At 56.5% G+C, this 23984-nt stretch carries 22 protein-coding genes; 17 read left to right on the top strand and 5 right to left on the bottom strand.

Annotation, left to right across the window (positions count from 1 at the left end; genetic code table 11):
* Positions 1-4: 4 nt before the first annotated feature.
* From ftsA to lpxC, 3 genes are all read left to right on the top strand, one after another.
* The gene (ftsA, locus tag FZF01_RS15135; protein ID WP_150278137.1) at positions 5-1234 is read left to right on the top strand and encodes a cell division protein FtsA; all 1230 of its coding nucleotides are present in this window, start codon (positions 5-7) and stop codon (positions 1232-1234) included.
* A gap of 93 nt (positions 1235-1327) precedes the next feature.
* The gene (ftsZ, locus tag FZF01_RS15130; protein WP_150278138.1) at positions 1328-2509 is read left to right on the top strand and encodes a cell division protein FtsZ; all 1182 of its coding nucleotides are present in this window, start codon (positions 1328-1330) and stop codon (positions 2507-2509) included.
* A gap of 145 nt (positions 2510-2654) precedes the next feature.
* Complete coding sequence (lpxC, locus tag FZF01_RS15125; protein ID WP_150278139.1) at positions 2655-3566, top strand: UDP-3-O-acyl-N-acetylglucosamine deacetylase; 912 nt, start codon at positions 2655-2657, stop codon at positions 3564-3566.
* Positions 3567-3639: 73 nt separating this feature from the next.
* Here lpxC and FZF01_RS15120 read toward each other — a convergent pair whose 3' ends face one another.
* Entirely contained in the window at positions 3640-4092 is a 453-nt protein-coding gene (locus FZF01_RS15120) for a DUF721 domain-containing protein (protein ID WP_150278140.1), read from the bottom strand.
* A gap of 76 nt (positions 4093-4168) precedes the next feature.
* On the opposite strand from FZF01_RS15120, the gene FZF01_RS15115 reads away from it, so the two are divergent.
* From FZF01_RS15115 to argJ, 3 genes are all read left to right on the top strand, one after another.
* The gene (locus tag FZF01_RS15115; RefSeq protein ID WP_150278141.1) at positions 4169-5092 is read left to right on the top strand and encodes a M23 family metallopeptidase; all 924 of its coding nucleotides are present in this window, start codon (positions 4169-4171) and stop codon (positions 5090-5092) included.
* A gap of 266 nt (positions 5093-5358) precedes the next feature.
* Positions 5359-8103 carry a preprotein translocase subunit SecA gene (gene secA, locus FZF01_RS15110; RefSeq protein WP_150278142.1) on the top strand — a complete coding sequence of 915 codons (2745 nt, stop codon included), beginning with the start codon at positions 5359-5361 and terminating at the stop codon, positions 8101-8103.
* A 268-nt stretch (positions 8104-8371) separates the two neighbouring features.
* Positions 8372-9589: a bifunctional glutamate N-acetyltransferase/amino-acid acetyltransferase ArgJ gene (gene argJ, locus FZF01_RS15105; protein WP_150278143.1), complete on the top strand. Its 1218-nt coding sequence runs from the start codon at positions 8372-8374 to the stop codon at positions 9587-9589.
* Positions 9590-9755: 166 nt separating this feature from the next.
* Here the strand turns inward: argJ and FZF01_RS15100 are convergent, their stop codons facing one another.
* Positions 9756-10274, bottom strand: coding sequence for a GspH/FimT family pseudopilin (locus FZF01_RS15100; RefSeq protein WP_150278144.1), 519 nt, complete (start codon positions 10272-10274; stop codon positions 9756-9758).
* A gap of 159 nt (positions 10275-10433) precedes the next feature.
* Between FZF01_RS15100 and FZF01_RS15095 the strand changes: the two genes are divergently transcribed.
* The 6 genes from FZF01_RS15095 to FZF01_RS15070 all read left to right on the top strand — a co-directional run bounded on the left by FZF01_RS15095 (position 10434) and on the right by FZF01_RS15070 (position 16284).
* Entirely contained in the window at positions 10434-10889 is a 456-nt protein-coding gene (locus FZF01_RS15095; protein ID WP_150278210.1) for a GspH/FimT family pseudopilin, read from the top strand.
* The gene (pilV, locus tag FZF01_RS15090; RefSeq protein WP_150278145.1) at positions 10886-11374 is read left to right on the top strand and encodes a type IV pilus modification protein PilV; all 489 of its coding nucleotides are present in this window, start codon (positions 10886-10888) and stop codon (positions 11372-11374) included. The genes FZF01_RS15095 and pilV overlap by 4 nt, the downstream gene beginning before the upstream one ends.
* Positions 11371-12105 carry a prepilin-type N-terminal cleavage/methylation domain-containing protein gene (locus FZF01_RS15085; protein WP_150278146.1) on the top strand — a complete coding sequence of 245 codons (735 nt, stop codon included), beginning with the start codon at positions 11371-11373 and terminating at the stop codon, positions 12103-12105. The genes pilV and FZF01_RS15085 overlap by 4 nt, the downstream gene beginning before the upstream one ends.
* An 11-nt stretch (positions 12106-12116) precedes the next feature.
* A complete protein-coding gene (locus FZF01_RS15080) occupies positions 12117-12605 on the top strand; it encodes a pilus assembly PilX family protein (RefSeq protein ID WP_223825473.1) in 489 nt (162 codons plus the stop codon).
* Positions 12606-12666: 61 nt separating this feature from the next.
* Complete coding sequence (locus FZF01_RS15075; RefSeq protein WP_150278147.1) at positions 12667-15879, top strand: pilus assembly protein; 3213 nt, start codon at positions 12667-12669, stop codon at positions 15877-15879.
* Positions 15880-15888: 9 nt separating this feature from the next.
* Positions 15889-16284 (top strand): type IV pilin protein, encoded by a 396-nt coding sequence (locus tag FZF01_RS15070; protein WP_150278148.1) that lies wholly within the window; start codon positions 15889-15891, stop codon positions 16282-16284.
* A 17-nt stretch (positions 16285-16301) separates the two neighbouring features.
* On the opposite strand, the gene trmA is transcribed toward FZF01_RS15070, so the two are convergent.
* Complete coding sequence (gene trmA, locus FZF01_RS15065; protein WP_150278149.1) at positions 16302-17387, bottom strand: tRNA (uridine(54)-C5)-methyltransferase TrmA; 1086 nt, start codon at positions 17385-17387, stop codon at positions 16302-16304.
* Entirely contained in the window at positions 17387-18679 is a 1293-nt protein-coding gene (locus tag FZF01_RS15060) for an NCS2 family permease (RefSeq protein ID WP_150278150.1), read from the bottom strand. Before FZF01_RS15060 ends, trmA begins: the two co-directional genes overlap by 1 nt.
* A 118-nt stretch (positions 18680-18797) precedes the next feature.
* On the opposite strand from FZF01_RS15060, the gene FZF01_RS15055 reads away from it, so the two are divergent.
* Positions 18798-19412: an FKBP-type peptidyl-prolyl cis-trans isomerase gene (locus FZF01_RS15055; RefSeq protein ID WP_150278151.1), complete on the top strand. Its 615-nt coding sequence runs from the start codon at positions 18798-18800 to the stop codon at positions 19410-19412.
* A gap of 66 nt (positions 19413-19478) precedes the next feature.
* Here the strand turns inward: FZF01_RS15055 and FZF01_RS15050 are convergent, their stop codons facing one another.
* Entirely contained in the window at positions 19479-20447 is a 969-nt protein-coding gene (locus FZF01_RS15050) for a polyprenyl synthetase family protein (RefSeq protein ID WP_150278152.1), read from the bottom strand.
* Positions 20448-20759: 312 nt separating this feature from the next.
* Between FZF01_RS15050 and rplU the strand changes: the two genes are divergently transcribed.
* The 4 genes from rplU (at position 20760) to proB (ending at position 23970) form a co-directional block, all read left to right on the top strand.
* A complete protein-coding gene (gene rplU, locus FZF01_RS15045) occupies positions 20760-21071 on the top strand; it encodes a 50S ribosomal protein L21 (protein ID WP_150278153.1) in 312 nt (103 codons plus the stop codon).
* Positions 21072-21094: 23 nt separating this feature from the next.
* The gene (gene rpmA, locus FZF01_RS15040) at positions 21095-21352 is read left to right on the top strand and encodes a 50S ribosomal protein L27 (protein ID WP_150278154.1); all 258 of its coding nucleotides are present in this window, start codon (positions 21095-21097) and stop codon (positions 21350-21352) included.
* 100 nt (positions 21353-21452) lie between these two features.
* A complete protein-coding gene (gene cgtA / locus FZF01_RS15035; RefSeq protein WP_150278155.1) occupies positions 21453-22661 on the top strand; it encodes an Obg family GTPase CgtA in 1209 nt (402 codons plus the stop codon).
* 190 nt (positions 22662-22851) lie between these two features.
* Positions 22852-23970, top strand: coding sequence for a glutamate 5-kinase (proB, locus tag FZF01_RS15030; protein WP_150278156.1), 1119 nt, complete (start codon positions 22852-22854; stop codon positions 23968-23970).
* The last annotated feature ends 14 nt before the right edge of the window (positions 23971-23984 follow it).

Below are 23984 nucleotides of genomic sequence, written 5' to 3'. Positions count from 1 at the left end.
TCTTATGGCGAGCAAGCAGGGTAGCAGAATGATTGTCGGGCTTGATATCGGGACCTCCAAGGTGGTCGCGCTGGTCGGTGAGATCGGTGTGGACGGCACTCTGGAGATCGTGGGTATCGGCTCGCACCCCTCGCGCGGCCTGAAGAAAGGGGTGGTGGTCAATATCGAATCCACTGTGCAATCAATTCAGCGGGCAATCGAGGAAGCGGAGTTGATGGCCGGCTGCGAAATTCACTCGGTATTTGCCGGGATTGCCGGTAATCACATTCGTAGTCTCAATTCCCACGGCATTGTGGCAATTCGTGATCGTGAAGTGGCACAGGCAGACATTGAGCGGGTGCTCGACGCAGGCCAGGCGGTGGCCATTCCCGCTGACCAGAAGGTGTTGCACATCCTGCCCCAGGAATATGTGATCGATAACCAGGAAGGTGTGCGCGAGCCGCTGGGCATGTCCGGCGTGCGCTTGGAAGCCAAGGTGCATCTGGTGACCTGCGCACTGAATGCCGTGCAGAACATTGAAAAATGCATCCGCCGCTGTGGGCTGGAAGTCGAAGATGTGATTCTCGAGCAACTGGCCTCCAGCTACGCAGTGCTGACCGATGATGAGAAGGAACTGGGCGTGTGCATGGTTGATATCGGTGGCGGCACCACGGATATCGCGATCTTCACCGAAGGCGCGATTCGCCACACGGCCGTAATTCCGATTGCCGGAGATCAGGTTACCAACGACATCGCCATGGCGTTGCGTACCCCGACCCAGTACGCAGAGGAAATCAAGATCCGCTACGCCTGTGCGCTGGCCAAACTGGCCGGCCCGGAAGAAACCATCAAGGTGCCCAGCGTGGGCGAGCGTCCCCCGCGCGATCTGTCCCGTCAGGCCCTGGCCGAAGTGGTCGAGCCGCGGTATGACGAGCTGTTCACGCTGATTCAGGCCGAGCTGCGACGCTCCGGCTTCGAAGACATGATTCCGGCCGGCATCGTGCTGACCGGTGGTACATCGAAGATGGAAGGTGCTGTGGAGCTGGCCGAAGAGATTTTCCACATGCCGGTACGCCTGGGCGTACCACAGGAATTCAAGGGGCTGACGGATGTGGTGCGCAACCCCATCTATGCCACCAGTGTAGGGCTGTTGCACTACGGCAACCGGCATAACGCCGCGGCTGCAAGCAGTTCGGAAACGAGCAAGGAATCAGCGCTGGTACGTGTCAAGCGATGGTTCAAGGGCAATTTTTAAGAGCCGCACAAAAGCGGTCTGGCGCTCGCGCAAGCGAGCAATGCAGTAAACGAAACGAAAACGAAACGAGTTAGTACTCGAGGAGATGGAACCATGTTTGAATTAATTGATAACGTTCCGCAAAACGCAGTAATCAAGGTTGTTGGTGTCGGTGGCGGCGGTGGTAACGCCCTGCAGCACATGGTTGTCAACAACGTCGAGGGCGTCGAGTTCATCTGTGCCAACACCGATGCACAGGCACTGAAGAACGTCAGCGCCCGCACCATCCTGCAGTTGGGCCCGAATGTGACCAAGGGTCTTGGGGCTGGCGCCAATCCGCTGATCGGCCGTGAAGCGGCGATGGAAGACCGCGAACGCATCGCTGAAGTGCTGCGTGGCGCAGACATGGTGTTTATCACCGCCGGCATGGGTGGTGGTACAGGTACAGGTGCGGCGCCAATCGTTGCCGAAGTGGCTCGTGAAATGGGTATCCTCACAGTCGCAGTCGTCACCAAGCCGTTCCCGTTCGAAGGCCGCAAGCGCATGCAGATCGCCGAAGAGGGCATCCGTGAACTGAGCGAGCATGTGGATTCGCTGATCACCATTCCCAACGAGAAACTACTGACCGTGCTGGGCAAAGACGCCAGCCTGCTTGCCGCGTTCAGCAAGGCCAACGACGTGCTGCTTGGCGCCGTTCAGGGCATTGCTGACCTCATCATGCGTCCGGGTATGATCAACGTCGACTTTGCCGACGTGAAAACCGTAATGAGCGAAATGGGCATGGCGATGATGGGTACTGGCCACGCCAGTGGTCCGAATCGTGCACGTGAAGCAGCAGAGGCGGCAATTCGCAGTCCGTTGCTGGAAGACGTGAACCTGATGGGCGCAAGGGGTATTCTGGTGAATATCACAGCTGGACCAGATCTGTCCCTGGGTGAATTTTCCGAAGTCGGTAGCACCGTTGAAGAGTTTGCCTCCGAGACTGCTACAGTGGTGGTGGGTACCGTTATCGATCCAGAGCTGCGTGACGAGCTGCGCGTGACTGTTGTCGCCACAGGCCTGGGCGCGCGGATGGACAAGCCCGTGAAAGTTGTCGATAACACGAGCGCCCCGGCACCTGCGGCTCGTCAGCCACAGGAAAGTACCGCGCCTAACTACCGTGATCTGGATCGTCCGACGGTTATGCGTAACACGGGTGGACAGGGCAGCAACGCGGCAGCCGCACGTTTGAGTCAGGCACCAGAAGATCTGGACTACCTGGACATTCCGGCATTTCTGCGGCGCCAGGCAGATTGATCAGACTTGATAGGTCTAGTCAATCACGCGAATAGGGCTGATTGGTGTTCAATAAAGGTGGACTTTGCTATGATACGCGCCACTTTACCGAAAATCGTTGGCCATTTTCGCGACTTTTTCGCCACTACAGCGGAAGTATAAAAGCATGATCAGACAGCGCACACTGAAGAACATCATCCGGGCCACTGGTGTTGGTCTGCATTCGGGTGAGAAGGTTTATCTCACGCTGAAACCAGCGCCAGTGGGGACTGGAATAGTGTTCGTCAGGACGGATCTGGACCCTGCGGTCGAGATACCGGCCCGGGCAGAATTTGTGGGCGAGACGACGATGTCAACGACGCTGGTCAATAACGGCGCCAAGGTAGACACCGTCGAGCACCTGTTGTCAGCGATGGCTGGCCTGGGCATTGATAATGCTTATGTCGAGCTCAGCGCCTCTGAGGTGCCGATCATGGACGGCAGCGCCGGTCCTTTTGTGTTCCTGATCCAGTCCGCTGGTATCGAAGAGCAGGACGCCGCCAAGCAGTTTATCCGTATCAAGCGTGAAATTACCGTAGAAGAAGATGGCAAGACTGCCAGCTTTTTGCCTTTCGAAGGGTTCAAGGTCTCTTTCGGGATCGACTTTGACCACCCGGTGTTTCGCGGTCGCAGCCAGTTTGCCAGTGTGGATTTCTCCAGCACTTCTTTCGTCAAGGAAGTCAGTCGTGCCAGAACCTTTGGGTTTATGCGCGACATAGAACATCTTCGCTCGCAGAATCTGGCGTTGGGCGGCAGTGTGGATAACGCCATTGTGGTTGATGAGTACCGTGTATTGAACGAAGACGGCTTGCGCTACGAGGACGAATTCGTCAAACACAAGATACTTGACGCAATCGGCGATCTTTATCTGCTTGGCAAGAGTCTGGTGGGTGAGTTCCGCGGACATAAATCAGGCCACGGCCTGAACAACATGTTGCTACGCGCCCTTCTTGCCAATAAGGAAGCGTGGGAGATAGTGACATTCGAAGATGCAGGTACTGCGCCTATTTCCTTCATGCGCCCGGCTGCGGCAGTCTGAAGTTTCGTTTCGTGTAATCTCGTTTCGTTTCGTATGGCCACTTCGGTGGCCATTTTTTTTGCTCGAATTTTGTTCAGGCATCCTTGTGATGGTAAGCCAGTCTCTCCAGTGCAGCCTTCAAACTCGGATCATTGACTTGATCTGCCGTATCTTTCAGTGCCCGCGCTGCCACCGCTGAGCGGCGCATCGGATTCAGTGCTGGTGGTTTTTTGACCACTACAGGCTGTACCTTGCAGTGAATTTTCGTTAGAGTTGCGAACTCATTGAAGGCCTGAAGCTGTCGAATCAGGCGTTTTTGCTGGTAACGCATCCGGGTAGCCCAGTGGCTGTCAGATACGGTCAGGCGAAGAACGCCCTCACGCAGCGAGGCTACGCGACAATGTTCCCTTGCAGCAGGCTCCAGCAACGTATCCAGCAGAACTTGCAGCCGCTCTATATTTCTGGCTCTGGCGTATAGACCCTTGAGGGTTGAATTAGTTCGAATCAAATCGCCGGGCCGGCGGGCATCGAGGGGATGAAAAGACATGGCATTTGCCGATTGGAGTTATTGAGCAGCGGTCATCGTATCAGAACCGCATAACTCGTAGTTTGGGGATTTTTAATTGAACATCATTATTCTGACTGACCGGCAAGGCGCGGCCAGGGCGATCAGCCTCAGCTTGCCAGTCCTTCTGGCTGCACTAGTCGCATTGATCGCGATGCCGGTTAGCGCCGTAGTGCTGACCTGGTCCCTGTTGAGCGACCCGGCTGCTGAAATCCAGCCCTCGCAGGTAGATGCCGACGCTGTCTGGGAGCAGACATTGGCTGATCTGGCCAGCAGTGAAGCTGATGAAGAGGGCTCGCACGCGCAATTGACGCACATGACCCAGCAATTGGCCCGCTTGCAGACCCGGCTAAGTCGCCTTGATGCGCTTGGCGAACGCTTGACCGAATTGGCCGAGCTGTCCGACGGCGAATTTGATTTCAATTCCGAACCGGGTGTGGGTGGTCCTGAGCTACACAAAAACAGTGTCAGTCAGGAATCCGATGTGCAGTCAGTCATCGATCGCCTCGCCGATCGAATCGATAACCGGACTCAGCAGATGAAACTGCTCGAGCAGTTGATCATGAACCGGTCGGCTGACAGCAACGCCATGCTCGATTTCATGCCGGTGCAGGATGGGTATGTTTCCTCCTCCTTCGGGCGGCGCAGTGACCCCATGACTGGCCGAATCGCCATGCATACAGGCACCGACTTTTCGGCACCCCGTGGCACTGCCATTTTTGCCGTGGGTGCCGGCGTGGTGACTTTCTCGGGCCGTAATGGCGCTTATGGCAACATGGTCGAGATCTCACATGGTGATGGCTACAAGACCCGCTATGCCCATGCCCACGAATTGAAGGTGGAGAAGGGTGATCTGGTCAGCAAGGGCCAGGAGATCGCGACTGTCGGTTCCACTGGCAGGTCAACCGGGCCGCATCTGCACTTCGAAGTTTACCGCAACGGCATGGCTGTCAACCCGGCCCGCTACATCGCCTTGAAGTGATTCTGCCCTGAAGTGATCTCACCTGGAACAATCCGAAAACGTCCACAGACCTGTGGACGTTTTCGTTTCTGCCTTACACTCCAAGGTTCTGCTCTGTTTACAGCCAGCAATACTGGCGTAATGCCGTCTCTCAGTCGTAGCGCTCATTGCCCCCGACTTGTGCAGGTTTATTGTGCAGCGCGATTCAGAGTAGAATGCTTGTTTACGGTTTGGCCCGGTATGTATCGGCCGCGCCGCCCACCCTCAAACGGATATCAAAGTCGACTATGTTTGCGCCTTTATTGAAGAAACTGTTTGGAAGCAAAAACGAGCGTGAGTTAAAGCGCATGGGCCGGGTCGTCAACGCGATCAACGCCCAGGAAGAGAAGCTGAACGCCCTGAGCGATGAGCAGTTGAAGGCCAAGACAGCCGAGTACAAGGAAAGGGTAGGCAAGGGCGAAAGCCTCGACGCGATAATGCCCGAAGCCTTCGCCCTGGTGCGTGAAGCGAGCAAGCGGGTAATGGGCATGCGGCATTTTGATGCCCAGATGATTGGCGGCATGACTCTTCACGAAGGCCACATTGCCGAGATGAAGACCGGTGAGGGTAAAACCCTGGTAGCCACATTGCCGGCTTACCTGAACGCGCTGTCCGGCAAGGGCGTACACGCGGTTACGGTCAACGATTACCTGGCCCGCCGTGACGCCAACTGGATGCGTCCGCTTTACGAATTTCTGGGTCTGACCGTGGGTGTCGTTGTTCCTTTTCAGGATCCCGAGGACAAGAAAGCCGCCTACCGCTGTGACATTACCTACGGCACCAACAACGAGTTCGGTTTCGATTACCTGCGCGACAACATGGCATTCCGGCTGGAAGACAAATTCCAGCGCGAGCTGAATTTCGCCATTGTCGACGAGGTCGATTCGATCCTGATTGACGAAGCCCGTACCCCGCTGATTATTTCCGGCCCTGCCGAAGACAGCTCGCGCATGTACGCCGCGATCAATAAGCTGATCCCCACACTCAAGCGCGGCTACCTTGCCGAAGAGGGCGTGGAAGAAGTCGAAGGTCATTACTACATCGACGAAAAAACCCGTCAGGTAGAGCTCAACGAGTCGGGCCACCAGTTCGTTGAAAGCCTGCTGGTCAAGGAGGGGTTGCTCCCGGAAGGCGACAGCCTTTACGCCGCGCAGAATCTCAACCTGCTGCACCACGTGCATTCAGGCTTGCGTGCGCACACGCTGTTCCATCGCAACGTCGAGTACATCGTACAGAACGAACAGGTGGTGCTGGTGGATGAGCACACCGGTCGTACCATGCCGGGTCGCCGTCTCTCCGAGGGCCTGCACCAGGCCATCGAAGCGAAGGAAGGTTTGAAGATTCAGGCCGAGAGCCAGACCCTGGCCTCGACGACCTTCCAGAATTACTTCCGTCTGTATAACAAGCTGTCCGGTATGACCGGTACAGCTGACACCGAAGCATTCGAGTTCCGCCAGATCTACGGCCTGGACGTGGTGGTTATTCCGACCAACAAGCCCATGGCGCGCAAGGACTACAACGATCTGGTCTACCTGACCATCGATGAGAAATTCGCTGCCATCACCGCTGATATCAAGCACAGCATGGGTGAAGGTCGCCCGATTCTGGTGGGTACTGCGTCGATCGAATCATCCGAGGCGGTGTCCCGTCTGCTGGACGCGGAAAAGATCCCGCACAAGGTGCTGAACGCCAAGCACCACGAGAAAGAAGCCGAAATTATCGCCCAGGCCGGTCGCCCTGGCGCGGTAACCATCGCCACCAACATGGCGGGCCGTGGTACCGACATTATTCTCGGCGGTAGCTGGGAAGCGGAAGTAGCCAGTCTGGAGAATCCGACTGACGAGAAGATCGCCCAGATCAAAGCCGAATGGCAGCAGCGGCATCAGCAGGTGCTCGAATCCGGCGGTCTGCACATCATCGCCTGTGAGCGGCATGAATCACGCCGTATCGACAACCAGCTCCGTGGCCGTGCCGGCCGCCAGGGGGATCCGGGTTCCAGCCGCTTCTATCTGTCGCTGGAAGATAACCTCATGCGCATCTTTGCCTCTGACCGGGTGAAGAACTTCATGAAGGCGCTCGGCATGGAGAAGGGTGAGGCGATCGAGCACCGCATGGTCACCAATGCCATCGAAAAGGCTCAGCGCAAGGTTGAAGGTCGCAACTTCGATATCCGTAAGCAATTGCTTGAGTACGATGACGTCGCCAACGAACAGCGCAAGGTTATCTACGGCCAGCGCAATGCGATCCTGGCGTCGGAAAACGTCTCTGACACCATCCAGGCCATTCGTGAAGACGTAGTGGCTGGTGCCATCAGTCAGTACATTCCGCCCCAGAGCGTGCCGGAGCAGTGGGATGTCGCGGGTCTGGAGCAGCACCTGAGTGCCGAGCTGGCGCTCAAGGTGCCGTTGCAGCAGTGGCTGGATGAAGACGACACCCTGCACGAAGAAGGGTTGCGTCAGCGCATTCTGGACGAGCTGGTGAGGGCCTATGCCGAGAAGGAAGAGCTGACCGGCGCCGATGCGCTGCGCACCTTCGAGAAGCAGATGTTGCTGCGTGTGCTGGACGATTTGTGGAAAGAGCATCTGGCGACCATGGATCACCTGCGCCAGGGTATTCACCTGCGCGGCTACGCCCAGAAGAATCCCAAGCAGGAATACAAGCGCGAAGCCTTCAACCTGTTCGAGGAAATGCTCGAGTCGGTCAAGCACGACACCATTCGTATCCTCAGCCACGTGCAGGTACGCCGTGAAGACGCTGCCGAAGAAGAAGCGCGTCAGCGCCGCCAGGCAGAAGAAATGGCCAAGCGCATGCAGTTCAAGCATGAGCAGGTAGAGCCGCCTACAAGCGCAGGCAGCGAAGAAGGTGAGAGTGAGCAAAACGAAGCTGCATCCGCCGCCCCGGTCACCCGCGAAGGACCCAAGGTCGGCCGCAACGATCCTTGCCCCTGCGGATCCGGCAAAAAATACAAGCAGTGCCACGGCAAGATAGCCTGAGCTAGCGCCATCGCCCGAGCCAGTGCTCCGCCTTACCCGGGAGGGCCTTCGTCATTCCCGCGAAGGCGGGAATCCACCCCGACCATTGGCGTTCTAGCCACCACCGTCGGTCGAGATGGAACTCGACCTCCCCGGATGGGCACGCCGCCCCTGGGAGTGGCCGAGTTCCACCTCGGCAAGGTTGTTGCCGCCACACCGCCGGCCGAGATGGAACTCGACCCTCCCGGGCGGCTACAATATCCCTCTTATTTCATCCGGAGATTGCACCATGCCCGTCGGACTTGGCCCCCTACCTGTTTTGCATCCCGTTCCAGGCTTTCGCCTGGGCATCGCCTCCGCGGGCATCAAGCGTGCGGGCCGTAAGGACGTGGTTATCATGGAAGCCGCTGAGGGCTCCAGCATCGCGGGTGTGTTCACCCTCAACGCCTTTTGTGCTGCACCGGTAACGCTCTGCCGTCAGCATCTGGGCCAGTCTCCACGTTACCTGCTGGTCAATACCGGCAACGCCAACGCAGGCACCGGCAATCCCGGTATGCAGGCAGCCCTGAAAACTTGCGCGGCTCTGGCGGAGCTGGTCGGCGTCGACAGCAAACAGGTGCTTCCCTTCAGTACGGGTGTGATTGGCGAGTTGTTACCCGCTGATAAGGTAATAGGCGCCTTGCCGGCTGCCCTGGAAAACCTTGACGAGAACAACTGGGCCCAGGCCGCGGAGGGGATCATGACCACCGACACCCTGCCAAAGGGTGTCAGCCGTCAGATCACCCTCGCAGGTGAAACCGTGACAGTAACGGGCATATCCAAGGGCGCGGGTATGATCAAGCCAAACATGGCCACCATGCTTGGCTATATCGCCACTGATGCAAAGGTAGCGCAGCCTGTGTTGCAGGGTTTGTTGCGCGAAGCGGCCGATCTCTCCTTCAACCGCATCACCATCGACGGCGACACCTCCACCAATGATTGCTGCATGTTGATCGCCACGGGTCAGACGCAGGCGGTTGAGATAACAGAGGCCGCAGGCGAGGACTACACGCTGCTGGCCGATACAATCAAGGCCGTCATGCTTGAACTGGCGCAGGCAATCGTCCGTGACGGGGAAGGGGCTACCAAATTCGTTACCGTGCAGGTGAATGGTGGGAATAACCGGGATGAGTGTCTGGATGTGGGCTACGCCATATCGCACTCTCCCCTGATCAAGACCGCACTTTTCGCCTCCGATCCCAACTGGGGTCGTATTCTTGCCGCGGTGGGTCGTGCAGGTGTGCCGGACCTGGATGTGGAGAAGATCGATGTATATCTCGATCAGGCCTGTATTACCCGCAACGGAGGCCGTGCCGAGGAATATACAGAAGCGCAGGGCGCAGCGATCATGGCCCAGGCGGAGATCACCATCCGCATTGAGCTTGGCCGAGGCGAGCATTCAGAAACGCTATGGACAACCGACCTGTCCCACGAATACGTGCGTATCAACGCCGAATACCGAACCTGAAGCGCCGGAGTGACGGGCCCAGCCCCGTCACTCCGGTCCCAGTACCTCTTAATCGCGTCAGTCCTCCCGTCACTCCCGCCAGTCTTCCCGTCACTCCCGCCAGTATCCCCGTCACTCCCGCGAACGCGGGAGCCCATTTTGACCTACCGCTTTACCAGCAAAAACATCAAGGCCCACAATACTTCGCAGCTATCACTGTGCGCTCGACCCGCCACCGCCCCACCTGATTGATTACCAATTTCCGCCCCTCTGCGCCCGACTTGGAAGGGCAAAACCGAAAGGTACCGGCCTGAAAGCCACCATTGAGAAGCTCGGTCTGACCATGGGCATTGAACCGCACATACCTGGAAACCGGCTTGTTTGCGTGTACGCGCAGTTGGGTATCCGGAGGCAGATGGCGTAAAACCTTTTCTCCCCCATCGGGCACCCCGTCGTTATTGGTGTCGACAAAGATCACCCAGCCCTCGTTCCAGTCCCCGCTGATAGGGGCGAGGGTCAAAGTGCGGTTCATTCGCACGGCCTCATCCCTGGTCATTGTCAGACCCAAACCCAGATTATTGAGTCCTGTGCTCATTCGCTGCTGGTCTATCATGCTGCCGAAACCGGGGACCGCAATGCCGATCAGCAGCGCGAACACTGCCAGCGCCACCATAAGCTCAATCAAAGTAAAACCACGGGAACGCATGGGGTATCCTCCCTGAAATGTGAAACAGGCCTACTGCCGTGTATGCCTTGAAAATGACGTCTCGACCTGTCATCACCTCGATCTTACCGGTTATCGAAACGAACGCGACCGCTTGCGGCGGGCTTTCTATAGTGTCAGCACGTGATAAAGGGGATTTTGATGAAAAGTGTGAAGGGTTTCACTCTTATTGAGTTGATGATCGCAATAGCGGTGCTGGCTCTGGTCACCGTTATTGGTTTTCCCGCGTTTAGCGGGATCTTCGAACGCTCACGCGCTGACTCTGATCTCAGCGATTTGCTCCGTGCATTCAGTTTGGCGAGGCTTGAGGCTATCAATCACAGCGAGGATGTAAATGTTAGCGCCCTCACTGATGATGATTGGACTCAGGACCTGGAAATTGTTCGCGATGGGACAGTCATACGGCGTTATGCAGGGCTTCCCTCTGGAGCGACTATTACAGCCACAGGTGATGTTGACACGATTGTGTTCGACAGCCTGGGCGGCCTGAAAACGCCGGCCAATTCTGTCGTATTCAATTACACCCGGGGCGACTCTACCAAAAGTATGGTGGTGTGCCCGACCGGGAGAATTCTCACGGGAGCGTCCTGCATATGAGAAGTAAACTCGGATTGGTACGCAGCAAACGTCAGCGCGGGGTTTCGTTGCTTGAAGTCATGATTGCCGTTTTTGTAACGGCTATTGGTGTGCTCGGAGCTGCAGCAATGCAGCTTAATGCGTTGAAATACACCGACAGCTCGCGACTCAGCTCACAGGCGAGCTTTATCGTGTATGACGTAATAGATCGCATCAGGGCGAATGCCGACCCGGTGCAACTGGATCAATATGATATTGCGAACATAGAGGCCGTGCCCGGCTCAGCAAACAGTGTATTGGCCACTGACCTGATCGATTTCGCCAATGCAGTCAGTGCTTTGCCTGATGGGGCTGGCTCGATAGACGTTAACGGCTCGCAAGTCAGTGTGGAAGTGAGCTGGTCGGAAGGTCGTGCTGGCGGATTAGACGCTGAGGGTAATGTCCAGCGAGGCGAACTGGCGATCACGACCAACGTGGCAGTCAATGCAGTGGGAGCGGCCCCATGAAGTTCAAGAATAGCAGCAAGGGTTTCGGTCTTATCGAGATCATGATTGCGCTGGTGCTGGGCTTGGTGCTGGTGCTGGGCATAACCCAGATTTTTGCCAGCAGTCGTCAGACCGCGTTAGTTCAGGATGCCTCCGCCACCTTGCAGGAAGATGCACGTTACGTGCTGACTCGTATGACGCAGGAGTTGCGCATGGCCGGCATGTTTGGGTGCCTCTCACTTGCGTCGGGCTCCATTACAAATGTACCGGCTGCCTTTGACAATCCGATTGCCTGGGATGGTCCCAACGCTACGCTGCGGATTATCACCTCCAACGCGACACAGGCGGTGGGTCAGAGTTCCAACGCCGACTGGACGCTGGTGACAGACTGCCGGACTGGTGGAAGTGTGGAGGTGGGGTCGGCTACCCCACCGGCTGGTGAGATCGCACTGCCCATCCGCCAGATCGAATATCAACTCGACGCTGCTGAGAATGTCCTCCAAGTACGTTATGGCGGCGGCGCGGGTTTCGAACCACTGATAGGTAACGTCAAGTCCCTGGATATCCAGTTTGGTGTTGCAGCTAACGCTGGTGATACCTACGTGACTGGTAACTATGTTGCTCCAGGGTTAGTCCCCAATCCGGCCGTTATTCGCAGCGTACGAATTGCACTCGTGCTTGAAGACGAAAATCAACGAACCGCCGAGCAGGAATACACGGTGGTTGCAGCCTTGCGGAATCGGTTGTTATGAGGAAGCCCTTTATGTTCAATACCACACCGAAAAAGGCCCAGGGTGGCGTGGCTTTGTTCGTTAGCCTGATTTTCCTGCTCCTGCTGACCATTGTTGGTGTGTCAGCAATGAAGAGTGCGACCTTGCAGGAAAAGATGTCGGGTAATACCCGATTCAAAACTATCACCTTCCAGTATGCGGAAGCTGGTTTGCGCGAAGGTGAGGGCTTTATTGCCAACCTCAACAGCGCGGCCGCGCTGGCAGCTTGTGCGCAATGTAATGGTAATGGGTGCCGAACACCCGACTTCGATAACGCAGCTGCCCAGAACGGTAACAGCGCTTGCGGTATATGGAGAGCAGCGACTGATGGCAATAGTCTCTATCAGATTCAGAAACTGGGTACTTCCAGCGCAGCCATTAATGTCGACCCAGGCGAAAGTGTGATGTTGTATCGCGTCACCTCAGTGGCAACTGTGGGCAATACCACTACCGCGCTGGAGAGTATTTATGCAAAGAATTAATCAGTTTGTCTCCGCGCGATTACCAAGCCAGCCGACACCGGTTACGGCAGGGAGAACTACAATGAAAAAGTTAATCAGCTTTGCCTCGGGTGTCCTGTTGAGCGGATTCGTCACCGCTCCAGTTTACGCCTTCTCTCCCGTGCAAGCGCCGATTCTGAGTGCCTCAGCTGTGACGCCGAACGTACTTGTTCTGCTGGATAATTCGGGGAGTATGCGGAACGCGATAGCTCCTTCAGGAGTAGCAGCTAGCAACTACGATAATGTGGCTTATGCTACAAGCAGGGTTGAAAGGCGATGTAATTTCTTTGGCTGTCGTAATGTGACCGTCGAATTATACCTTGAAGCGGACAACGATAATATAACACTCGGAAATTTGAGCAGAGGTATCGGGTCATTATGTAGTACAGGCCGTGTTGCCTTGTACCTTTTGAGTGGTAATAACGTAAGCGACCGTCGCTGTTTTATGCTTCCAGATCCAGTTGGGAATGGACTTACTCGATATACCAGAAAATATTTATCCTATATTTATAACACTTGGCCTTCTACCTCGAACAACGGGGTCGACTTGAGGAACGTTTTGCCTGACGATTATCGTATGAACGTTGCACGGGAGGTGACCAATCAAATCGTTTCTGATAACCGAGGTTTAAGATATGGGCTTTTTACTTTCAACCCACCTGCTGATGGTAATCGCGGACCGGGTGGGTCTTTACAAATCGAGGTCAAGGATTTTTCTGAAACCGTTTCTCCTGCCGGTTCAGTGATCACTAGTGCGTCTCAGGCTCAAACCAATTTCGAGGACTTTGTAGACGAGGTGAATGATGTAGATGCCTCGACCAATACTCCACTGGCTGAAAGTTATTATGAGATGACGCGATATCTCAGGGGGCTGGCTCCCGATCAAGGATTGCAGACTCTATCGGGCAGCAGTACTTACGAGAGTCCTATTGAGTACCGTTGTCAGCGAACTTTCAGTATCGTGGTAACTGATGGTCTGCCGACCTTTGACCGAAGTTTCCCTAATGACGACCCCAAGCGCAATAATCCCAGTGTGACCGGCAATAACAACCTGCCTAACTGGGATGGTGATAGTGGAAATGACGGTAATGATTCATCGGGCGACGCCGAGGGTGACACGCTCTTTCTAGACGATATAGCCAAATTTGCTTACGATATTGACTTGCGCGATACGACCGCACCTGACTTGGCTGGCAAAAGCTTTAACGCGGCAGGCTTTGCTAAACAGAACATGCAGACATACACCGTCGGCTTTGCTACCAGCAACGACATGCTTGAAGATGCTGCTGATTACGGCAATGGCGAATATTACACTGCCAATGATGCTAGCGAGTTAAATGATAGTCTGTCTAAAGCAATCAACGCCATCACTGCTCAGGCAGGTTCCGGTGGGGCAGGTGCTTCGAGTTCCGCGACTTTAACCGCCGATACGGTCTATTACAAAACCCTTTATGAGCCCTCCTCATGGAGTGGCACGATTGAAGCATATCGTCTCAACTCCGTTACAGGGCGCGCCGATACGTTGCTTTGGACTACGGATAACACCTTCACACCAAGCCTCAATCCCGCGAGTTATCAGGGCTATAACACCGCTACTAACGCGCCGGTAACTCTCGCTTACGGTAATCTTTCCCCTGCGCAGCAGGCACAGTTGAATGGTTCGGTAAGTTCGCCTATTACGGGTGCTGATTTGTTGTCCTGGAGCAAAGGCGCATCGATTAGCGGATTACGCAGTCGTTCAGTTTTGCTGGGCGATGTCGTCAACTCTTCCCTTGAGCGAGTAGCTCCCGAAACGCAAAGCGTGTCTGCGATTGTTGGAGATTTAAGTTACGATAGTTACTTGGCTTACAAGACTTCTGAGCTCGAGACCAGTCTGATCGTTAATGCCAATGACGGTTTTTTCCATATTCTAAACGCGGACAATGGTCAGCACCGTTATGGCTACATGCCCTCAAGTGTGCTCCCTTCCCTGAATATCGTAGCTGAACCTGATTATGCCGAGTCCGGCACTCACCGGTTCCTGGTAGATGGGCAGATATCGGTATCAGATGCCCAGCTTGGCTCTACCTGGTCAACTGTTGCCGTCTCTGGAATGGGCGCAGGCGGCAAGAGCATGTTTGCTGTCAGGTTATTCCAACAAACCGCTACCAATCCAAATACGCCATCTGCGCTCTGGGAGCTCTCTCCTCCGGCTGCCAATACGCCGTCCAACCAGTGGAATGACCTTGGCTACACATACTCCCGTGCTGCGATTGCTAGAACCAAGGATAACCAGTGGGTCGCAGTTTTCGGCAATGGATATGGTAGTCATACTGGCAAGGCAGCTCTTTACATTGTCGACCTGGCAACGGGCGCCCTGGTTCGCAAGATTGTTGTAGATGAGAACACCTCCGGGACAGCAGCTGAGCAGGCGAGGGGCTCGGGGCTGGCCTCTCCACAGATCGTGGTAAACGCGCAGCACCAGATCGAGAAGATCTATGCCGGTGACCTGCGCGGCAATCTCTGGAAGTTTGATACCTCTTCGACATTGGAAAGCGACTGGTCTGCAAGCAAATTGTTTGCTGCTGGTTCAACACAGCCGATTACAACGTATCCGCTGATTACCGAACATCCCCAAGGGGGGCACCTGGTATCGTTCGGCACGGGTAAGTTGGCCGAAGCCCCAGACAAGCTGACAAAGACTCAGCAGGCGTTTTACTCGATCTGGGACTCTCCGACAAACACCGGGGAGGTTGTGCTGGCAAATCTGCAGCCTCAGTCCATTACTGATGAGGTTACGATCGGTGGTCAGGACTACTTCCGCACCAGCGCCAACCCGGTCGACTTCAACACGCAGAAAGGGTGGTATCTGCCTTTGATTTATAACGGTGTCGCCGAGGGTGAGCGGGTGATCTTCCCGGCTCAGACAACAGAGGGCCGGGTAGTCTTTGTAACGGCGATCATTGATGCTGAGGACCCTTGTGTTAGCTCGGGTAGTGGTCGACTTGTTGAGCTCGATCTACTCACAGGCGGTATGCTCAATTATGAGGTGCTGGATACCAACAGGGATGGCAGGATCGACGATAATGACTCGATTGTTGCGGGCATCGATATCAATGAGGGGCTACCTGGTTTGCCTGTCATTATCGATCGAGGTGATGACAAGCCGACGCAAACCAAAGCTGTCTTGCTGTCCACAGGTCAGACTCTATTCCTTGATGAAAGAGCTGCCGCTTCTGGGCTATCCCGTCGTATCATGTGGCGACAGCTGCAATAAGGAAGTGCTATGAGAAGCAAGGGATTTACTTTGATCGAGGTCATGATTGTGGTCGCCATTGTAGGCATTCTGGCGGCCATCGCGTACCCGAGTTATGTTGAGTACACGAAGAAGACCCGTCGCGCGGAGGCCTCCGCGGTGCTGTTTGAGGCCGCGCAGGTGACGGAGCGTCAGTTTTCGCGTACTGGTGCCTACGCCGGCGCGCCGATACCCACTCGCAGCCCTATAACAGGGGACGCTGTTTATAACGTGGCTCTCGCCAACGGAGCGGGCACTGACGGAGGCTATCTTATTACGGCTACCGCAGTTGCTGGTGGTGTAATGGCGGGAGATGACTGTGCAACCATGACGATAAATGCGCTGGGTCAGACAACTCCGGCAGACGATAAATGCTGGAGAGAGTGACGCCTTGCCAGGCGCTATCAGACTCTTTCCAGCAACACCCCACTCTCCATATGGTGGGTATAGGGAAACTGATCAAAGAGTGAGCATCGGGTTACCCGGTGCGTGCTGGACAGGTCCAGCAAATTCGCCGCCAGGGTTTCCGGATTACAGGAAATATAAAATATTCGCTTGTAGCCCCTGACCAGCTCCAGCGTGGCCGGATCAAGACCTGCTCGGGGTGGATCGACGAACACCGTACCGAAGTCGAAGCTCTGTAGGTCGATACCCTGTAACCGGCGGAATTCGCGTACGCCAGTCAACGCCTGGGTTACTTCTTCACTTGCCAGCCGCACCAGGGTGACGTTTTCTACGCCGTTCATTTCCATATTGGTAATAGCTGAATAAACCGAGCTTTTGGCCAGCTCGGTGGCCATCACCTTGCGAAAGCATGTCGATAGCGGCAGCGTGAAGTTGCCGTTACCGCAATAGAGCTCCAGCAGGTCGTCATCGTTGCTGCCGGCAGCGTCCTGAGCCCAGCTCAGCATGTGCTGATTCACGTTGCCGTTGGGCTGGGTGAAGCCGCCTTCTACCTGTTGGTAGCGCCAGGTCCGGCCATTGACTTCCAGTTCTTCAATGACATGGTCCCGTGAAAGCACACGCTTACGGCCTCGGCTTCGGCCAATCACCAGGATGTCGAGCTGGTCTGCAAGGCGCTGCGCAGCCGCGTCCCAGGTTTCATCAATCGGGCGGTGATAGCACAAGCTGACCAAGGCTTCGCCCGACAGCGTGGTGAGAAACTCGACCTGAAACAGCTTGCGCCCCAGCATTGGTTCGGCTCTGCAGGCTTCTAATAACGGCCCCATCAGTTCGTTGATGCGACGGCTGGCGATGGGCAGTTGGTCGATCAGGATTGGCTTGTATTTGTTGCCCTTCTCAAACATGGCGTAGTACGGCTTGCCATCCTCATACCAGAGCCGGAATTCGGCTCTCAGGCGGAAATGCTCCCGCGGAGACTCGAACACCTCCGGTTCAGGGGCGTTGAAGGGTTTCAGGAGCTCAACCAGGCGCTGGCGCTTGGCTGCAAGTTGCTGTTCGTATTCGGCAGGATCGAAGGACAGGCTCATCAGTTGAACAACGCAAGTTTGATGATGAAAAGGGCCGCCAGAGCATAGAGGCTGGGGTTCAGATCACGCCAGCGGCCGGCCAGTAGCTTGATCAACGTCCAGCTGATAAAGCCCAGTGCAATGCCGTTGGCGATGGAGAAGGTCAGCGGCATGGTGATGGCCGTGATAACCACAGGGGCTGCGACCGTCAGGTCTTCCCAATCGACCTGTACCAGGCCGCCGGTCATCAATACAGCAACAAACAGCAACGCAGGTGCCGTGGCAAAGGCAGGAACGGCGCCGGCCAGTGGCGAGAAGAACAGGCTGATCAGAAACAGTAAGGCCACAACGCAAGCGGTCAGGCCGGTACGGCCGCCTGCAGCCGTGCCTGCCGCCGATTCTATATAGCTGGTAGTGGTGGAGGTGCCCATGGCGGCGCCGGCCATGGTGGCGGTGCTGTCGGCCATGAGGGCGCGGCCCAGGCGCGGTAATTTGCCGTCTGCTTCTACCAGGTTGGCCCTCTGCGCCACGCCGATCAGTGTTCCCGAGGTATCGAACAGGTCTACGAACAGAAAGGCGAAGATCACGCTGAGCATGCCTATCTCCATGGCTCCGCGGATATCCAGTGCCAGGAAGGTCGGTTCAAGGCTCGGCGGTGCCGAAACTACGCCATTTGCCTGGCTAAAGCCGGCAAGCAGGCTGATGCCGGTAATCACCAATATACCGATCATCACCGCTCCGGTGATTTGCCGATACGCCAGGGCTACGATAATGGCGAATCCCAGGCCTGCCAGCAGCGGTGCGGGTTGCGACAAGTCACCCAGGGTCACCAGCGTGGCAGGGTGGTCAACGACCAGGCCGGCGTTCTTCAGTGCGATCAGCGCCAGAAAGAGTCCAATGCCGGCGGCTATTGCTGAGCGCAGTGCCATTGGAATGCTGTTGATGATCCATTCGCGGACCTTGAATATGCTCAGCAGAAAGAACAGAAAGCCTGAGATAAAGACCGCGCCCAGTGCGACTTCCCAGCTGTAACCCATAGAACCGACGACGGTGTAGCTGAAGAAGGCATTCAAACCCATGCCCGGTGCCAGTGCAATCGGGTAATTCGCCCACAGGCCCATGATCAGCGAGCCGATGGCTGCCGCCAGACAGGTCGCTACGAAGGCAGCACCGGGATCGATACCCGCGTCTGCCATCATCATCGGGTTGACGAAAATGATATAGGCCATGGTCAGAAACGTCGTCAGGCCGGCAATCACTTCGGTGCGCACGCTGGTGCCGTGAGCTTGCAGTTGGAATAGCTTTTCCAGCATGGCGGTATCTCGTTTAGGGAGGACGAAAAAGGCCGGCATTGTAACGGACTGGCGCCGTTTAATGAATTCCTCCCAGCTTTATGGCAGGCTTTATGGCTAATTTCCAGGGAGTACCGGTATGAGCGATACCTTTGATACAGACGAAAAGCGCGTCAGCTACGGCATTGGCCGACAGATGGGCGACCAATTACTGACCAGCAACATCCCTGATCTGACGATTGATCTGGTGGTCGCTGGCCTGCGCGATGCTTTTACTCAGCAGCCGAGCCAGGTGGACGAAGCTGCACTGCAGGAGGCCTTCCAGGGTTTGCAGGCGAAAATGCAGGCCGTTGCTGAAGAGGCGGCTCGCGAGGCAGGCAAGGCAGGAATCGATTTCCTGGCACAGAATGCGGAGCGCCCTGGTGTGATTACCCTGGACTCGGGTCTGCAATACGAGGTCGTCAATGCGGGCGACGGAGCGACTCCTGTCGCGTCCTCCACCGTGCGCACCCACTACGAAGGTACCTTGATTGGCGGGGAAGTGTTCGACAGTTCATACAAGCGCGGCGAGCCTGCGGAGTTTCCGGTGGGCGGCGTTATTGCCGGCTGGACCGAGGCCTTGCAGCTCATGCAGGAAGGCGCCAAATGGCGGCTGTTCATCCCGCCGGAACTGGCTTACGGTGGCCGCGCCGCGGGTAGCATTCCGCCGCACAGCACGCTGATATTCGATATTGAGCTGATCAAGGTACTTTAAGATCGCTTCGCGACGGGGTCGGCGCTCCTACCGGCAGGAGCGCCGGCTCCGGCCCGAAGGGGTGGCTCAGAAGCGGCGTTCGATCGCGAACTTGGCCAGCTGCTCCAGAGAGTCGCGGTAGACCGAAGGTGGCAGCACCTGGAGCAGCTTGACCGCTTCGTCGATGTGCGTGCGCGCGAGTTGCGAGGTGTAATCCAGCGCCCCACATTCACGCACAGCTTGCTGTATTGCCGTGATGTCTTCGATTCCGCCCTTCTGGATCGCCTGGCGCACTTTCTGCGCCTGCTCAGCCGTTCCCTCACGCATGGTATAGATCAATGGCAGGGTAGGTTTGCCTTCGGCCAGGTCGTCTCCCACATTCTTGCCCATGGCCTCGGCATCGCCGGTGTAATCGAGTACATCATCGATCAGCTGGAAGGCGATGCCCAAGGCATTGCCGTATTGGCGCAAGGCGTCAATCTGCTCCTCGTTGGCTCCTGCAAGAATGCCCGCGCTGTGAGTTGATGCCTCAAACAGCATCGCGGTCTTGCTGCGGATAACTTCCATGTAGGTGGCTTCGTCGGTGCCGGCGTCGCGGACCTTGGTCAACTGCAGTACTTCACCCTCGGCAATCACGTTGGTGGCGTTGGCTAGCACCTGCATGATGCGCATGTCACCCATTTCGACCATCATTTCAAACGCACGGGAATACAGAAAGTCTCCTACCAGTACGCTGGGCGCGTTGCCCCACTTGGCGTTCGCGGTAGAGCGACCGCGACGCTGGTCGGATATGTCGACTACGTCGTCGTGCAGTAGGGTGGCGGTGTGCAGAAACTCGATAATTGCGGCCAGGCTGTGTTGGCGTTCATCGCTCAGGCCGCAGGCCCGGGCGCTGAGCAGTACCACCAGAGGTCGCAGGCGCTTGCCTCCGGCGTTGATGATGTAATTGCCGATTTTCTCAACGAGAGGAACGCGCGAATGCAGCTGGCGAATGATCAGCTGGTTGACTGAGTCAAAATCATCGGCGACTGCGTTGTAAAAAGGCAGGGTGGACATTAACTGCACATTCCTCGTAGGTTGCGCGGCATGCTAGGCGGCAGGCCCCGCGCTGTCAAGAAAGCCGCTGCCTGGTAACCTATAAAAGGCTGTTAACAGGCCTGTTGGGTGAAGAAGGTAAGTCTTGCGCAAGCGGCACGCATTGCGTAGAATTCCCGCCCCTGAAAACCGTATTTACGGCTAAGCAGATTTACAGCATCCCTGTTTTAACAATGGCAAGGTAGGGCCCGATAGGCGGGTTCACTTGCAGCCATGCCGGCCACTAACGATTATACCCAAGCGCCGGGTGAGCAGGATTACGGAGAAAGCATCATGTACGCAGTGATTGTTACCGGTGGTAAGCAGTACAAGGTCGCCGAAGGCGAATACCTGAGAGTAGAGAAGCTGGACGTTGAAACTGGCGCCAGCATTGATTTCGACCGCGTGCTGCTGATTGGCAATGGCGATGACGTACAGATCGGCGCGCCTGTTGTTGAAGGCGCCAAGGTGACTGCTGAAGTTAGCGCCCACGGTCGTGGCGATAAAATCCGCATCATCAAGTTCCGTCGTCGCAAGCACCACATGAAGCGTCAGGGCCACCGTCAGTGGTACACCGAAATCAAGATTACCGGCATCTCTGCCTAAGCCCATTGAGGAGATAAACACCCATGGCACACAAAAAAGCAGGCGGCTCCACACGTAACGGTCGCGATTCCGAATCGAAACGCCTTGGCGTGAAAATGTATGGCGGCCAGGCAATCATCCCCGGCAACATCATCGTTCGCCAGCGCGGCACTGAATTCCATCCCGGCAAGAACGTCGGCATGGGCAAGGATCACACCCTGTTCGCCAAAGCGGCTGGCGTGATCAAGTTTGAAGTGAAGGGCAAGTTGGGTCGTCGCTACGTAAACGTCGTAGAAGCCTGATACCACCCTCGGTTCGAAAAAGCCCTGTCTGACGACGGGGCTTTTTTGTTTGTTCTTTTTGTAGCAACCTTTAGTCCATCCCGTTGCGGGAGGGAGCAAGATGAAATTCGTTGATGAAGTGTCCATCACGGTCAAGGCCGGCGATGGGGGCAATGGCTGCATGAGCTTTCGCCGGGAGAAATTCATCCCCAAGGGCGGGCCTGACGGCGGTGATGGTGGTGACGGTGGCTCCATTTATCTGGTGGCCGCGGAAAACTGCAATACCCTGGTTGATTACCGCTACAAGCGGCGTTTCAACGCCCAGCGTGGCGAAAACGGTCGTGGCAAGGACTGTTCCGGCGCCAAAGGTGAGGACATGTTCCTCGAGGTGCCGATTGGCACTACCGTGATCGATGCCGGTACTCAGGAAATAATCGGTGACTTGACCGAAGCCGGTCAGCGCCTGCTGGTTGCCCAGGGCGGTTTTCATGGTCTGGGTAATACCCGGTACAAGTCCAGCGTGAATCGTGCGCCGCGGCAGACGTCGCAGGGTAGCCTGGGTGATCTGCGGGACCTGAAGCTGGAGCTGAAAGTTCTGGCGGACGTGGGTCTGCTCGGTTTGCCCAATGCGGGCAAGAGTACGTTTATTCGCGCGGTATCTGCAGCCAAGCCAAAGGTAGCGGATTATCCGTTTACCACCATGGTGCCAAATCTGGGTGTTGTGGATGTTGGGCAGTTGCGCAGTTTCGTGATTGCGGACATTCCCGGTGTTATAGCCGGTGCCGCTGAGGGCGCAGGCCTGGGAACGCGATTCCTCAAGCACCTGTCGCGCACTCACCTGTTGCTGCACCTGGTCGACATGGTGCCGCCGGATGACAGTGATCCGGTGGAGTCCATCGAGACGATCATTCATGAACTGGGCAAGTTCAGCCCCGCGCTAACGCTTCGTGAGCGCTGGCTGGTGCTGAACAAGTGCGACCAGTTGATGGAAGACGAGCAGCAGGCGTTGCTGGATGACGTGGTCGAGCGGCTGGAGTGGGAGGGTCCGGTGTTCGTCATTTCCGCCTCCGAGCGTCAGGGTACCGACGAGCTGGCCAAGGAAGTAATGAATTGGCTGGACGAGCGTACGCTGCGTATGCAGGAAGATGAGGAGTACGCCGCTGAGGTGCGCGCTCTGGATCAGCAGATCGAGGATGAAGCCCGCGCCCATATCCAGAATCTGGACGATCGCAAGGCGCTGCGCAAGCAGGGTCTGCTCAACGAAGATGATGATGCGGATGATGACGACGAAGATGACGAAGATGGTCCGGAGATCATCTACGTGCATTGATTGCTGATACTGCTGCCTACTGGGAGTGTCGAGTTCCATCTCGACGAGGCGGCGCCAATCACGCCACCGTTGGCCGAGATGGAACTCGGCCCTCCCGGAAAGCTAGTCTGTCTGGCGAGGCCCGTTCGCGTTAGCTGCGGATAGGGTTAGAATGCGCTAATTCTATTGACTCTTCGTTTCTGGATCGAATATGCGTGACAAAGTAACCAACGCCCGTCGCTGGGTAGTCAAGATCGGCAGCGCCCTGTTGACCGGTGATGGTCGCGGTCTCGACAAGGAGGCGATGGCGGTCTGGGTAGAGCAGTTGGTCGAGCTGCGTAAAAGCGGCGCGGAACTGGTTCTGGTTTCATCCGGCGCCGTAGCGGCAGGCATGAGTCGTCTGGGCTGGACTGAGCGCCCCAAGACAATCCACCAGATGCAGGCGGCGGCGGCAATCGGCCAGATGGGTCTGGTGCAGGCCTGGGAATCCAGTTTCCAGGCTCACGGTTTGTCTACTGCCCAGGTTCTGCTGACTCACGATGACCTTTCTGACCGCAAACGCTACCTGAATGCCCGCAGCACCCTTCGTGCCCTGCTCGATCTGGGCGTCATCCCGGTGGTTAATGAAAACGACACCGTGGTCACTGACGAGATCCGCTTCGGCGACAACGACACCCTGGGCGCGCTGGTGACCAACCTGGTCGAAGGCGATCTGCTGGTCATCCTTACCGACCGCGATGGCTTGTACACCGCTGACCCTCGAAGCAATCCCGAGGCAGAGCTGGTGCGCGAAGCAATGGCGGACGATCCGTCTCTGGATGCGATGGCGGGCGGCAGTGCTGGCGCGCTGGGCCGCGGCGGTATGCTCACCAAGCTGCGTGCAGCGCGGCTGGCGGCTCGTTCCGGTGCGGGTACGGTGATTGTCGGTGGCAGGATTGATCGTGTCATAGGGCGGCTACAGGGCGGCGAGGAGCTGGGTACGCTGTTGCTGCCAGAGAAAGGCATGCTGGCAGCCCGCAAACAATGGCTCGCAGGACACCTGCAGACCCGCGGTCGGCTGATTATCGATGAGGGCGCTGTAAAGGCCCTGGCCTCCGGACGCCGCAGCCTGCTACCCGTAGGTGTAGTCGCTGTTGAAGGTGCTTTCCGCCGTGGCGAAATGGTTGTTTGCGTTGGGCCTGACGGCAAGGAAGTGGCGCGCGGACTGGTCAATTACAGTGCCCTGGATGCCAGCCGCATCCTCGGCCAGCCAACCGATTCGGTGGCCAAAATACTGGGATATATCGATGAGCCGGAGATGGTGCATCGGGATAATTTGGTGCTGGTATAGGTTGAACGCAGGCG

The organism is Halopseudomonas salina (genome assembly GCF_008641105.1).
Note: the sequence above shows the minus strand (reverse complement) of the source record. Positions and strands in the feature narration are given on the sequence as shown.